The following is a 14,118-nucleotide window of genomic DNA, read 5'->3' as shown; positions in this document are numbered from 1 at the left end:
TTAAAGATATAGTCATTATAATTTATTACAGAATACTTGTAATATGAATTTAGATTGAACTAATAGAAGTAATAAGTTAAATTTTTTATAAAAGCGAGTGATGTTAAATGAGAGTAAGGCTTGGTTATGTAGCTATATCACTAAATCTTCCCAAAGTTACATCTTCAAGTAATGTAACATATGCATATTATTCTAAGCTAAGTTCACAAGAGAAAAAAATTAATAAATTAAAACAAACAACTCTTTCTAATTTAGATGATTTATATAAGATTCTAAAATATAATAAAGATAATTGTATACATTTTTATAGGGTTACATCAGCACTAGTACCTTTAGCAACACATCCAGAAGTTAACGAATGGAATTACAGAATGATATTTAAAAAAGATTTCGAGAGATTAGGTAAGTTTATAAAAGAAAATGATATGAGAATAGATACTCATCCTAATGAGTTTAATGTAATAAATAGTGTAAGGGAAGAAGTAGTAGAGAATACAAAAAGAAATTTATATTTTCATGTGAATTTTTTTAAAGATATAGATTATGAGCAAGGTAAAATGATAATTCATATTGGAAGTGGTCAAAAAGGAAAGGAAAATTCTATTGAAAGATTTATAACAAATTTTATGAATTATCCAAGAGAGATTACTGAAAGAATTATATTAGAAAATGATGACAAGGTTTTTAATACAAATGATGTGTTGAATATATGTAATAAATTAGGTGTACCAATGGTTTTAGATATTCATCACTATGTGTGTAATAATGAAGGAGAAAATATTGAAGATTTATTACCATGCATTTTTAATACATGGAATAACGAGAAATTACCACCTAAAGTACATGTTTCAAGCCCTAAAAATGGAGAAAAAGATAGAAAACATGCTGATTACATAAATGTTCATGATTTTATAAATTTTATTAATATGTGCAAAAAAGTAGATAGAGATATAGATGTAATGATAGAAGCAAAAAAGAAGGATGTAGCTTTATTTAAATTAGTAGAAGATTTGAAAAATATACAACCAAAATGGAAGTGGATTGATAAAACTACTTTTGAAATATAAAATGAGTTGTGAGTACGGAGGGATAAGGTTGGGCATGGATTTACATAGGACAAAAGAAGCTTGGAAAAAGTTTATATATAATGACAGTATTGATAATTACATAAGGCAGGTAATAACAGATTCTTGGAGAAGATGTAAAAAGTACAGCGTAGATTATTCAGGAGGACTAGGTAAGAGACTATCAAAAGAACTTATAAATGATAAATTAAAAGAAAACGAAGAATTAAGAGCTATAGCACGTCCTATAATGAAAAATCTATATAACATTGTAAAAGGGTCAGGGACTTCTATAATATTAACTGACAAAGAAGGATATTTACTGGATGTAATAGGTGACAAAGAAATAATGGAAAGAGCAAATGAGTTGAATTTTTTAGTTGGGGCACTATGGACAGAAGAGGCTGTAGGAACTAATGCTATAGGAACAGCTTTAGTTATCGATAGTCCTGTTCAAACAATAGGGGCAGAGCATTATTGTGAAAAACATCATTCTTGGTCCTGTTCTGCAGCTATAATACATGATGAAAATAATAATATAATTGGTTGTTTAGATATGTCAGGGAACTATAAAAGTGCACATCCACATACGTTGGGAATGGTACTTACAGGAGCATGTTCTATAGAAAAACAGTGGGAATTGTCTGTTTACAATAAGCTTATGAATACTTCTTTTGAGTCCATGTCTGAAGGAATAATAATAACAGATGAAAAGTTGAAAATTTTAAAAACAAATAGGGCAGCAGAAAATATTTTGAAGTTGACTGAATGTGAGATAATGCACATGGATATAGAAACTATATTTAAAGATGCTAAATTTATTAAAAATACATTAAAAATGGGAAAACATTATTATGCTATAGATTATAACTTATATATAAAAAACAAACAAATAAGATGTATATTAAATACAGTTCCTATAAAATCACAAGAAAAAATTACAGGAGTAGTTATTACATTTAAAGATGAAGAATATGCACATAAAGTAGCAAATAAATTATTTGCTAGTAAAAGTTCCTATGATTTTGCTGATATAAAAACAAATAATAGAGATATGAAATTAATGATAGAATATGGTAAAAAAGCTGCATACAGTGATTGTAATATTCTTATAGAAGGGCCTAGCGGTACTGGAAAAGAATTATTTGCACAATCTATACACAATTATAGTAGAAGGTGGAACAAACCATTTGTGGCAGTAAATTGTGCTTCACTTCCTAGTCAGCTTATAGAAAGTGAACTGTTTGGGTATGAAAAAGGAGCTTTTACAGGAGCATTAAAAGAAGGACACCCAGGTAAATTTGAACTTGCAGATGGTGGAACTATTTTTTTAGATGAAATTGGTGAATTACCTTTAGACATGCAAGCTAAGCTTTTAAGAGTATTGGATAATAAGACAGTAATGCGAATAGGTGGTAAATATGAAAAACAACTAAATGTAAGGATAGTTGCAGCTACAAATAGAAATTTAAAAGAGGAAATAAAAAAGAAAAATTTTAGACAAGATCTTTATTATAGGTTAAATGTTATGAATATAAAAACCACACCTTTAAAAGAAAGAAAAGAAGACATAGAGTTATTGACAGCCCATTTTATAAGAAAATTAAATAAAAAAAATACATTGAATAAAAGGTACAGTGAAAATTATATGGAGAGGTTAAAAATATATAATTGGCCAGGTAATGTAAGAGAATTGCAAAATGTGGTTCAAAGATCTTATTATTTATGTGAAGAAGATTTGATAACAGAAAAATATTTATCAGAAGATATACTAATGAATGGAATTAGCATTAATTGTGATAAAAAAATATATAATTCGGAGTGTGAAATTTTAACTTTAGACGAAATGGAGAAAATGAATATACAAAGAGCTTTAAATAAATTTGAAGGAAATATTTTAGCTGTATCTAAAATTTTAGGTATAAGTAGAGCTACTTTGTATAGAAAAATAAGAAAATATAATTTAGAAGTATAATAATATGAAATTATAAATTTTTATTTTTGACATTAACAAAAATTTTTAGATTTAGTGTATAAAAATGAGAGGAAAAAAATTCAATAATCTCAAAATGAAACATGCAAGTGTATAAAAATGAGAGGGAAAATATTACAAAGAGCTAAAATAGGGACTTTATTTTTGGCACAAGAATTGCTACCTTCTTAAACGTGTTAATAATTTAACGATTATATGAAATTATTCTTAAGGTGATTAGTTACAGAATAAAATAAGAAAATGTTTAAGGAGGAAAAGTAATATGAAAGCAGCATTATGGTATGGAAAAAATGATATTAGAGTAGAAGAAATTGAGGAACCAAAAGCAACTAAAGGATTAGTAAAAGTAAAAGTAAAATGGTGTGGAATATGTGGATCTGATTTGCATGAATACTTAGCAGGACCAATTTTTATACCAGTTGGACAACCTCATCCATTAAGTGGAAATACAGCACCAGTTGTACTTGGTCATGAATTTTCAGGAGAAGTAGTAGAAGTTGGTGAAGATGTAACAGAATTTAAAGCAGGAGATAGAGTTGTAGTTGAACCAATGGTTGTATGTGGAGAATGTCCTGCCTGTAAAGAAGGAAAGTACAATCTTTGTTCAAAATTAGGTTTCCATGGTCTTTGCGGAAGTGGTGGAGGATTTGCAGAATACACTGTTTTCCCAAAAGAATTTGTACATAAAATACCAGATAACATACCATATGATAAAGCAGCATTAGTAGAACCTCTATGTGTTGCGTTTCATTCAGTAAGAATGGCGAATTTCAAAATAGGACAAACAGCATTAGTTTTAGGAGCAGGTCCAATAGGATTAGGAACTATTGAATGTTTAAAAGCTGCAGGGGCTAAACTTGTAATAGTAATGCAAAGAAAATCAGTAAGACAAGAATATGCAAAAAGAGCAGGTGCGGATGTAGTATTAGATCCTAATGAAGTTAATATTCCAGAAGAAATAAAAAGACTTACAGGTGGAGTTGGAGTAGATGCTACGTTTGAAACTACTGGTGCACAAGTAGGATGGGATTTAGGACTTGCAAGTTTAAAATCTGATGGTACTATGGTTGTAACAAGTATTTGGGAAGGAAATATAAGCTTTAATCCAAATGATATAGTACTTACAGAAAAGAAAGTTGTCGGAACACTTGCATATAGACATGAGTTCCCAGCTACAATGGCTGTAATGAATGACGAAAGAGTTAAAGCCGAAGGTTGGATAACTAAAAGAGTAGCATTAAAAGATATAGTTAAAGAAGGATTTGAAACATTATTAGGAAAAGAAAAGAAAAAGCATGTTAAAATTTTAGTAACTCCAGAAGAAGAATTATTAGAGAAATAAAATAATTTTTATAAAAACATGTATCTAAGAAATATAAGTTAGTTTCTAGATACATGTTTTTATTTATAATTTCAACAACTAGGAGAATTGCAGTTTAAAAGTATGCTCTAGACAAGAGATTAATATAAGAATATAATTTAATTGTATTATGTAAAAGTTTACATAAAATTAGAATTTTCTAAAAAGGTAGGTGAAGTTGTTTACTTAAACTTTAAGTGAACAATGATGAAAATGAAATATGATTTTGATACGGTGATTGAACGACGTAATACTAAGTCTGTAAAATGGGATTTGGTAGAGGAAATGTATAATGATAAAGATGTTTTGCCTATGTGGGTTGCAGATATGGATTTTAAAGTTCCTCAAGTAATTATTGATGCTATTAAAAAAAGAGCTGAACATGGAATTTTTGGATATACTTTAAGTGGAGAAAAGTATAATGAGGCAGTAGTTAATTGGATGAAAAGACGCCATGATTGGAGTATAAAACCTGAATGGATAGTGTTTACACCAGGAGTTGTTCCTGCTATAAATCTTATAATTAGAACTTATACACAACCAGGTGATGAGGTTATAATTCAAACACCAGTATATCATCCATTCTATAAAGCAATAAAAAATAGTGGATGTCAAGTAGTGAAAAATCCTCTTATATATAAAGAACAAAAATATACAATAAATTTTGAAGATTTGGAAAATAAAATCACAAATAGAACAAGGATGCTTATATTATGTAATCCTCATAATCCTGTAGGAAGAGTATGGACGAAAGAAGAACTTACAAAATTAGGACAGATATGTTTAAAGCATAATATATTGGTTGTTTCAGATGAAATACATTTTGATCTTACATATAAAAGTAGTAAACATACAGTATTTGCATCAATAAGTGAAGAATTTTCTCAAAATTCTATAATATGTACAGCACCAAGTAAAACATTTAATATAGCAGGACTTAAAACTTCAAATATTATAATACCAAATAAACGATTAAGAAATCTATTAAATATTACCCTTGAAAATATTGCAATAAAAGAACCTACTATTTTTGGTGGTGAAGCATTAATAGCTGCATATAATTATGGAGAAGAGTGGTTAAATCAATTAATTGATTATTTACAAGAAAATCTTGATTATATTATGGAATATTTCAAAAGAAGAATACCTAAATTAAAAGTTATTAAACCAGAAGGAACATATCTTGTTTGGTTTGATTGTTCAGAGTTAAATATGACATCAGAACAGCTTAGAGATTTTTTTGTTAAAAAAGTCAAAGTAGGATTTGATGATGGCATAATGTTTGGTAATGAAGGACAACAATTTCAAAGAATAAATATTGCATGTCCAAGAACAATTTTGAAACAGGCACTTAGAAGAATTGAAACAGAGATAAATAAACTGTAGGGGTATGATAATATAATAAATAACACAAGTATAAGTTGAGGTAAAAAGTGAAAAGTACAAACATGAAAAATTTTCTGAAGAAATCTTCAGAAAATTTTTTTGCTATTGTGTGAAGATTGAAATATTTAGTGCTGAATCATATAGTTAAGCAAGAAAATACGTATGAAGAGATTGAAATGATATTTGAAATTATGTAAAATTTTATGAAAAATGTAATATTAATAAAGATAATAATATAAAATACAGAAAATTCAATATTTAAACTTTTTCAAAAAAAATGTTATAAATGCTTGAAATTTATTATTTCAAGGGGTATAATTCTTTATGGAAGCGTTAACATTAACAATTAACAACTAAGAGGAGGGCTAGGAAATGGAAAGATTTATAGGAATTATAGGTATAGTTTTTTTCTTTCTTGTAGCATTTTTATGCTCTAGTAATAGAAAGAAAATCAATTGGGTATTAGTTGCTAAAGGAATGGTTTTACAAATAGTTTTTGCACTTTTAATATTAAAATTTCCACCAGGAAGAGCATTTTTTGAAGGGGTTAGTGGTGTAATTACTAAGTTATTAGATTTTACAAAAGAAGGTAGCGGTTTCTTATTTGGACCTCTATTAGATACTAGTAAATTTGGAGTTATATTTGCACTACAAGTATTACCAACAGTTATATTCTTTTCTTCATTAATGGCTGTTTTGTATTATTTAGGAATAATGCAGTTTGTTGTTTCATGGATGGCAAAAGGTATGCTTAAAGTATTAGGAACAAGTGGAGCAGAAACATTATCTGCAGTAGCTAATGTTTTTATAGGACAAACAGAAGCACCATTAGTTATAAAACCTTACATAAAAGATATGACACAATCAGAACTTTTCACTGTTATGGTAGGTGGAATGGCAACGGTATCAGGTGGAGTTATGGCAGGATATGTTGCTATGGGAGTAAATGCTGGACACTTGTTAGCAGGTAGTATAATGGCTGCCCCAATAGGTCTTATAATATCTAAAATATTAGAACCAGAAACTGAAACACCAGTAACAAAAGGTAAAATAGAAATGTCAGTTGAGAAACTTGATTGTAATGTAATCGATGCAGCCGCTAGAGGAGCATCAGAAGGACTTAGTTTAGCATTGAATGTTGGAGCAATGTTACTAGCATTTATAGCACTTATAGCATTAATTAATTCATTATTAGGTTGGGTAGGGGGATTTGTTCACCTTCCACAATTAAGTTTAAACTGGGTATTTGGAAGAATATTTGCTCCAATTGCTTATATAATGGGTATACCTGCTAATGATATATTATCTGCAGGAGATTTACTTGGACAAAAAATAGTAATAAATGAATTTGTTGCATTCTCTGGTTTATCAAATCTTATAAAATCAGGTGCAATAACTCAAAAAACAATAATAATACTTACATATGCACTTTGTAGTTTTGCAAACTTTAGTTCAATAGCTATTCAAATAGGTGGACTTGGTGGTTTAGCACCTGAAAGACGTTCTCATATTGCAAAATTTGGTTTGAAAGCGTTATTAGGTGGAGCTTTAACAACATGTATTACTGGAACTATAGCTGGTATATTGCTATAAAAAATGTATTATGTAAAAAATATTTTATATTTTATATAGAAAAATATTACTAAATCGTTTAAAATGTAATAAAGGAGAATAATTTTAATAAATAAATTATTCTAAATTGTTTCAAAAATTAAAATTGAAATTATAGTATTAAAGAGACAGTGTCATAAGTCATGAGGAGGAATTCTATGGCGGTTACAATTAGAGATATTGCTAAAAGATCAGGGGTATCTCTGGCAACGGTTTCTAGAGTTTTAAACGATTCTGGGTATGTAAAAGATGAAACTAGAAAAAAAGTTATGGATGCAATAAAAGAATTGAATTATACTCCTAGTGCAATAGCTAGGAGTTTGACAAAGAAAAAAACTAACATTATAGGAGTTTTAGTACCTGACATAAATAATCCATATTTTGGTGAGCTTATAAAGGGAATTAGTAATTCTATTGATGAAGCTAATTTTAATATGATATTATGCGATACTGATGAAAATATGAAAAAAGAAGTTAAAGCATTAAAACTTTTAAGAGAACAAAGATCAGAAGGTATAATAATAACTCCTACTTCAGCTGAAGATACATTTAATAGTGAATACCTTTCAGTTCTTGAAAATTTAGGGATTCCTATTGTTCTTGTTGCTGGTGATGTTAAATATTCTAGCTTTAATGGAGTATTTGTAGATAACATAAAAGGTGCTTTTGAAGCTACTCAAGCGTTAATAAAAGAAGGACATCAAAAAATAGGTATAATAACAGGTAGACTTAATTCTAAACCTGCTAAAGATAGATTGATGGGATATAAAAAGGCTTTAACCATCAATGATATTCCTATAGATGAAAAAAACATATATTATGGTGACTATAGACTAGAGAGTGGATATAAATGTGCAAAGCAATTATTAAAAATGGAAAATAGGCCTACTGCAGTCTTTACATGCGGATATTTAATGACATTAGGTACTATTAAAGCTATATATGAGGAAGGTATGAAGATACCTGAAGATATAAGCTTGATATCATTTGACAAAGTTGAAGTACTAAGTATGTTGGGACAAAACATAAGTTATGTTGCAGAAGATACTGTGGAAATGGGTAAAATAGCTGTAAAAATGTTATTAGATAATTTGAGTAGCAAGGAAAGTGAAGAAGTCAAGAGAATCACATTAGCTCCTAAGCTTGTTTTAAATGGATCAGAAAAATATGCATCTAAAAATAGAAAAATTAATAATATTTAAGTATTATTAATTTTTTAAAGGAAATGTAACCGCTCCCTTAAATGTTTATTAAATAATTAAATTAAAAATTAAATATGACAAATACTATGAAAGATATTATTTAAATAAAAAATTTTATAAAAACGGAGGAATACAAAATGAAAATTCAAAAGTATATAGACCACACATTATTAAAACCACAATCAACAGAGGAACAAGTAAAGAAAATATGTAGTGAAGCTAGAGAGTATGGATTTGCTTCAGTATGTGTAAACCCATATTATGCTGAATTAGTAAGTAAAGAATTAGAAGGCACAGACGTTAAAACATGTGTAGTTATAGGATTTCCTTTAGGAGCAACAACAAAAGAAGTTAAAGCATTTGAAGCTAAACAAGCAATTGAAAATGGTGCAAAAGAAGTAGACATGGTTATAAATATCGGAGCACTAAAAGATAAAAAATATGATGTAGTAAGAGAAGATATAAAAGCAGTAGTAGATGCAGCAAAAGGAAAAGCACTTTTAAAAGTAATAATAGAAACATGTCTTTTAACTGATGAAGAAAAAGTAAAAGCATGTGAAATTTCAAAAGAAACAGGAGCAGATTTTGTAAAAACATCAACAGGATTTTCTACTGGAGGAGCAAAAGTAGAAGATGTAGCATTAATGAGAAAAACAGTAGGAAAAGAAATGGGAGTAAAAGCTTCAGGTGCAATAAGAGATTATAAAACAGCTATGAATATGATAGAAGCAGGAGCAAATAGAATAGGTGCTAGTGCTGGAATTAAAATTGTTGAAGAAGCTTCTAAATAAGGTTATGTAAATATTAAAGTAGTTTGAAATGAATTTAATATAGTTTAAAAATATTTATAGTTTGATTATGTATATTAAATAATTTGCTACAAAAATAAAATTTACAACATTGGGAGGAATTTATTATGAGAATGTATGATTTAATAATAAAGAAAAGAAATGGTGGAGAACTTACTACAGAAGAAATTAATTATTTTGTAGAAAACTATACAAAAGGAAATATTCCAGATTATCAAGTATCATCATTATTGATGGCAATATATTTTCAAAAAATGAATGCTAGAGAAACAGCTGATTTAACTATGGCAATGGTTAACTCTGGAGATATTCTTGATTTATCAAAAATAAAAGGTATAAAAGTAGATAAACATAGTACAGGTGGTGTTGGAGATACAACTTCATTAGTTCTTACTCCAATGGTAGCTGCACTTGGAATACCAGTTGCAAAAATGTCTGGTAGAGGACTAGGACATACAGGTGGAACTATAGATAAACTTGAATCTTTTAAAGGTTTCTCTGTTGAAATGACAGAAGATGAATTTATAAATAATGTTAATACTAAGAAAATAGCTATAATGGGTCAAACAGCAGATTTAGCACCAGCTGATAAAAAGTTATATGCATTAAGAGACGTTACAGGAACAGTTGACAACATTTCATTAATATCTTCAAGTATAATGAGTAAAAAAATAGCTGCAGGAGCAGATTGTATAGTTTTAGACGTTAAAGTTGGAGACGGAGCATTTATGAAAACATTTGAAGATGCTAAAACTTTAGGAACAGCTATGGTTAACATAGGAAAGAGCGTAAATAGAAATACAGTTGCTGTTATTTCAGATATGGATCAACCATTAGGATTTGCAGTAGGTAATGCTTTAGAAGTAAAAGAAGCTATGGATACACTAACAGGAAAAGGACCAAAAGACTTATTAGAGCTTTGCTTAACACTAGGAAGCAACATGGTAGTACTTGCTAAAAAAGCTAAAACTGTAGAAGAAGCAAAAGAAATGCTTTTAGGAACAATTAAAGATGGTTCAGCTATTAAGAAATTTAGAGAATTTGTAGAAGCACAAGGCGGAGATCCAACATTTGTTGACGATCGTGAAAAACTTCCAAAAGCAAAATATGTTGTTCCAGTTAAGAGTGATAGAAGTGGATATGTAAGTAAAATAAATGCACAAAACATAGGATTAGTTGCTATGGAACTTGGAGCAGGAAGAGCTACAAAAGAAAGTATAATAGATTTAGCAGTAGGTATTGTACTAAATAAGAAAAGAGGAGAAAAAGTAGAAAAGGGAGACGTTATAGCATATATTCATGCAAATGACGAATCAAAAGTTGAAAAAGCAAGCAAAGGTATCCTAGAAAATTATGAAATAAAAGCTGAATACAAAGATGAAATACCACTAATTTATGATGTAGTAAGATAATTTTAAGCAAATATTCAATTTTCGAAGGTATAAATAATAGATATAAATGAACAAATATATTTCAAAAAAAGTACAACATATTGTTGTGCTTTTTTTGTTTTGAGACAGTAATCAAGTTCTCAATAAAAGCATAATTTACATGTATGATTTGGGAGGAAATATAACCAGCAAGAAAGAATATGCATATAAAGATACAGAAGGTCCTCTTGGAAGTTCAACAAAAACATACACTTATGAGTATGGAGATGCAAATTGGAAAGATAAACTTACAAAAATCACAATCGACGGACAAGCTTATTCTATACAAAGTGACAGCATAGGAAACTTAACAAGTGACGGAGTCTATACATATTCTTGGCAGCAGGGTAGGCAGTTAAAATCAATAAACGGAAATGGAAAATCATTAAACTTCAAATACAACGACAAAGGCATAAGAACAGAAAAAACAGTAAATGGAGTTACAACAAAGTACCATCTTGTAGGAACTCAAGTAACCTACGAAGATAATGGAACAGACAAAATATACTATACCTATGATGGAAACAGTAGGTTGATAAGTTTTAACTATAAAGGTAAAGAATACTACTATATACGAAATACCCAAGGAGATATAATAGGATTATACGATAGCACAGGGACTAAAGTGGTAACTTATACTTATGATTCATGGGGAAAACACATCTCCATTGTAGACAATACCCAAGACAAAGTAGGAGAAAAGAATCCATACAGATATAGAGGATACAGATATGACAGCGAGACAGGACTTTATTATCTAAATTCCCGTTACTATAATCCTGACTGGGGTAGATTTATAAATGCGGATGGTATAGTAGGACAAACAGGAGAATTGCTAGGACATAATTTATTTGCATACTGTAAGAATAATGTAGTAAATATGAGTGATGACAGTGGATATAGACCAGTATATTCCTTAAATGGGGAAGAAACAGATGAGATGAGAAATGCTTCATATGCGGTTATGAATAAGAGAACGAAAAATATATCACAATCAAAAGTACCTAATGATTCAAAAAAAATGTCGGATACTACCCAAAATTTCATAATAAATACTGCAACAAGTATTGGGAATGAAATTACGAGTTCAATAAAAAGATTAAATCCTTACAAATTTAAAACATTACAATCCGTAAATAAATATATGTTTTCAAAAACACCCGCTATGGAATTTATGAAAAAAGTTGGAATTAAAGCTGGATATGCTGGTGTTGCTTATGGATTATATGATGCAGGTGAAGATTTTATACAAGGAAAGTTAATGGGAGCATTAATTGATTTTGCTTCCTGTGGTATATCTGCAGCTGCTGGTTATGGTATAGGGGTACTAGGGACAGGTTTTATTACAACAATGGGATTAACTACATTGCCTGCGGCAATAGTTACAGGGGGAGCTATTGTAGGTGGAATTGTAATAGGTTTAGGAGTAAGTTATGTTGCAGAATTAGGGAAAAGTTGGTGGTATAGGAGGGAAAATCAATGAGAAGAATGAAAGGTATAGGAGTTTTATCAGCTATTATTGGTATGATACTATATCGTATAATGAGTTATTATTACGGAGATAGTGGTCCAAAATTAGCTGCGTATATAGCTATATCAATATTTTTATTATGTATAATAAGTTTGGTTTTGATGAAATACTTTTTAGTAGCGTTTTTACTTATAATAATTATTCTACCTGAAGCTATTATTGTTATTGGAATGCATTTCGATAATATACTAGTAGTTATTACTGGAATAGTATTATTGTTAATAATGATACCAATAATGATAAAGGTAACTCCTTATTTAACAAAGTATAAAAAATAGATATTAATTAGTAACTCAACTTTCGCAGGAGAAAAAGACCAACTTCTCCTTGATATAACAAGGCAAAGCAGTAATAAAATTGTCTATTATTGAGTCGATAAGCTCCTTAGAAAGAAGAAGTTTTTCAGATAAAACATTTTTTAAAATATCAATAATGATACGCATTACTTCACAAAATTGGATATCTTGAAGTTCATCACAACATTGATAAAAAAATCCACCAATAGTTCGTACATCATTATTTTTACGATTTTCTAAAGCAAGCATGATATATCTAGTAAAAACTATAGACGTATGAGAAACCATGGAATCATAAGAACGTCCTTGAAACTCTTTAACAAGCTTTAAAAAAGATTTATTCATTTTGAAAAAAACTTCTATATCCCAGCGTTTACCGTAAATTCTTATGATTTCATTATCGTCTAAAGATATATCAGTAGAAATCAAAGCAAGCCAGTTTCTTTTTCGATTTCTATCCCTTACAAATACAATTTTTGCTTTTACTTCATTGCCATTTTCATCAGAACCAATACCTACAATTACAGAAGAAAGAATTTTAGCTCTACCGCGTTTCTTTTTTAAACTAGCATAAAGTCCTTTAAGATTTAAAAGCTTACCATTGTAATTGTAGTAAACCCTTGGCATTGCTTTAACCATAGCAATAGTATTAAGTTTAAGTTGTAAAATTTGTATAAGAATTTTGGGATACGTAAACCAGCTATCAAAAAGAACATATGATGCAGGAATTTTATATTTAGCAGCTTGTTTAAGTAAACACATCATAGCTGAAGGTGATTTTAAAATAGCCTCCTTACGGAGTTTAGCACCATTAGTTCTTTTATCAATAGATTCATTTTGAGGGCAAATTCTATTTTTCTCTTTTTCAGAAGAAAGAAGAGTAAATCCAAGAGGCAAAAAAGTATTACCGTCTGACCAACCAAGTGTAAGAAGGCGAAAGCCTTTGACAAATTTTCTTGTAACGTGATCATGAACATTTGCAAGGAGTTCAACAGATTTACTTCTATTTCTACTATACAAAGAATCATCTACTATTAAGACATTTACTCTATCTTTAGATGTAAGCGGAATGATTACATTTCTGATAATTGATGAAGAAAGTATGAGTAAAAATTTTCTCCAATTAAAATTAGGAGAATTAAGGAACCTATAGATGACATCTTTTGAAAAGTTGATATTCTTTTTACTCTCAAAAGTACGAAAAAGATTTTTACCTGTGAAAATAAGAGTAAATATATATTTAAATACTGTAATACAAGAAAAACCTTTTTGCTTTGAAAAATTACATTTTCTAAGAATAGATCCAATTTTGTTATCTTTAAAAAATCTATTTATAGTAAAATTCAGTTGTTTATCTTTGTTATCATTTGGTATAATAGTGTTCATAAGAAACATTCCTTTCTTTGGTGTTATGTTTTTAGCAATTCTATTATACC

Annotated in this window: 11 protein-coding genes; 10 read left to right on the top strand and 1 reads right to left on the bottom strand. The window is 29.0% G+C overall.

The features are described from left to right. Positions 1 to 107: 107 nt before the first annotated feature. From uvsE to ACFIJ5_RS16220, 10 genes are all read left to right on the top strand, one after another. Positions 108 to 1,067: a UV DNA damage repair endonuclease UvsE gene (uvsE, locus tag ACFIJ5_RS16265; RefSeq protein WP_379808889.1), complete on the top strand. Its 960-nt coding sequence runs from the start codon at positions 108 to 110 to the stop codon at positions 1,065 to 1,067. 1 nt (position 1,068) lies between these two features. After that, complete coding sequence (locus ACFIJ5_RS16260) at positions 1,069 to 3,039, top strand: sigma-54-dependent Fis family transcriptional regulator (RefSeq protein WP_404660783.1); 1,971 nt, start codon at positions 1,069 to 1,071, stop codon at positions 3,037 to 3,039. Between the two features lie 280 nt (positions 3,040 to 3,319). Beyond that, a complete protein-coding gene (locus ACFIJ5_RS16255; protein WP_379808887.1) occupies positions 3,320 to 4,399 on the top strand; it encodes a 2,3-butanediol dehydrogenase in 1,080 nt (359 codons plus the stop codon). Positions 4,400 to 4,630: 231 nt separating this feature from the next. Continuing rightward, the gene (locus ACFIJ5_RS16250; protein ID WP_379809631.1) at positions 4,631 to 5,803 is read left to right on the top strand and encodes a MalY/PatB family protein; all 1,173 of its coding nucleotides are present in this window, start codon (positions 4,631 to 4,633) and stop codon (positions 5,801 to 5,803) included. Positions 5,804 to 6,175: 372 nt separating this feature from the next. After that, positions 6,176 to 7,396 carry a NupC/NupG family nucleoside CNT transporter gene (locus tag ACFIJ5_RS16245; RefSeq protein ID WP_379808885.1) on the top strand — a complete coding sequence of 407 codons (1,221 nt, stop codon included), beginning with the start codon at positions 6,176 to 6,178 and terminating at the stop codon, positions 7,394 to 7,396. Positions 7,397 to 7,572: 176 nt separating this feature from the next. Beyond that, on the top strand, positions 7,573 to 8,616 hold the full coding sequence (locus tag ACFIJ5_RS16240) for a LacI family DNA-binding transcriptional regulator (RefSeq protein ID WP_379808883.1): 1,044 nt from the start codon (positions 7,573 to 7,575) through the stop codon (positions 8,614 to 8,616). A gap of 137 nt (positions 8,617 to 8,753) precedes the next feature. Further along, the gene (deoC, locus tag ACFIJ5_RS16235) at positions 8,754 to 9,407 is read left to right on the top strand and encodes a deoxyribose-phosphate aldolase (protein ID WP_379808881.1); all 654 of its coding nucleotides are present in this window, start codon (positions 8,754 to 8,756) and stop codon (positions 9,405 to 9,407) included. A gap of 125 nt (positions 9,408 to 9,532) precedes the next feature. After that, on the top strand, positions 9,533 to 10,837 hold the full coding sequence (locus ACFIJ5_RS16230) for a pyrimidine-nucleoside phosphorylase (RefSeq protein ID WP_379808879.1): 1,305 nt from the start codon (positions 9,533 to 9,535) through the stop codon (positions 10,835 to 10,837). Between the two features lie 139 nt (positions 10,838 to 10,976). Continuing rightward, positions 10,977 to 12,338: an RHS repeat-associated core domain-containing protein gene (locus ACFIJ5_RS16225; protein ID WP_379808877.1), complete on the top strand. Its 1,362-nt coding sequence runs from the start codon at positions 10,977 to 10,979 to the stop codon at positions 12,336 to 12,338. After that, positions 12,335 to 12,664, top strand: coding sequence for a hypothetical protein (locus ACFIJ5_RS16220; RefSeq protein WP_379808875.1), 330 nt, complete (start codon positions 12,335 to 12,337; stop codon positions 12,662 to 12,664). Before ACFIJ5_RS16225 ends, ACFIJ5_RS16220 begins: the two co-directional genes overlap by 4 nt. Before the next feature lie 15 nt (positions 12,665 to 12,679). Here ACFIJ5_RS16220 and ACFIJ5_RS16215 read toward each other — a convergent pair whose 3' ends face one another. After that, entirely contained in the window at positions 12,680 to 14,068 is a 1,389-nt protein-coding gene (locus tag ACFIJ5_RS16215; RefSeq protein WP_379802854.1) for an IS4 family transposase, read from the bottom strand. Between the last annotated feature and the right edge of the window lie 50 nt (positions 14,069 to 14,118).

Source organism: Haloimpatiens myeolchijeotgali (assembly GCF_042688525.2).
In the GTDB taxonomy this organism is placed as follows: domain Bacteria; phylum Bacillota; class Clostridia; order Clostridiales; family Clostridiaceae; genus Haloimpatiens.
This window is presented reverse-complemented; position numbering and strand designations above follow the sequence as displayed.

Excerpts from the sequence above, each read along its gene's own strand:
- ACFIJ5_RS16260 (WP_404660783.1), top strand. The coding sequence starts at position 1,069 with ATGAGTTGTGAGTACGGAGGGATAAGGTTGGGCATGGATTTACATAGG.
- ACFIJ5_RS16250 (WP_379809631.1), top strand. The coding sequence starts at position 4,631 with ATGAAATATGATTTTGATACGGTGATTGAACGACGTAATACTAAGTCT.
- ACFIJ5_RS16245 (WP_379808885.1), top strand. The coding sequence starts at position 6,176 with ATGGAAAGATTTATAGGAATTATAGGTATAGTTTTTTTCTTTCTTGTA.
- ACFIJ5_RS16255 (WP_379808887.1), top strand. The coding sequence starts at position 3,320 with ATGAAAGCAGCATTATGGTATGGAAAAAATGATATTAGAGTAGAAGAA.
- ACFIJ5_RS16225 (WP_379808877.1), top strand. The coding sequence starts at position 10,977 with ATGTATGATTTGGGAGGAAATATAACCAGCAAGAAAGAATATGCATAT.
- deoC (WP_379808881.1), top strand. The coding sequence starts at position 8,754 with ATGAAAATTCAAAAGTATATAGACCACACATTATTAAAACCACAATCA.
- uvsE (WP_379808889.1), top strand. The coding sequence starts at position 108 with ATGAGAGTAAGGCTTGGTTATGTAGCTATATCACTAAATCTTCCCAAA.
- ACFIJ5_RS16220 (WP_379808875.1), top strand. The coding sequence starts at position 12,335 with ATGAGAAGAATGAAAGGTATAGGAGTTTTATCAGCTATTATTGGTATG.
- ACFIJ5_RS16215 (WP_379802854.1), bottom strand. The coding sequence starts at position 14,068 with ATGAACACTATTATACCAAATGATAACAAAGATAAACAACTGAATTTT.
- ACFIJ5_RS16230 (WP_379808879.1), top strand. The coding sequence starts at position 9,533 with ATGAGAATGTATGATTTAATAATAAAGAAAAGAAATGGTGGAGAACTT.
- ACFIJ5_RS16240 (WP_379808883.1), top strand. The coding sequence starts at position 7,573 with ATGGCGGTTACAATTAGAGATATTGCTAAAAGATCAGGGGTATCTCTG.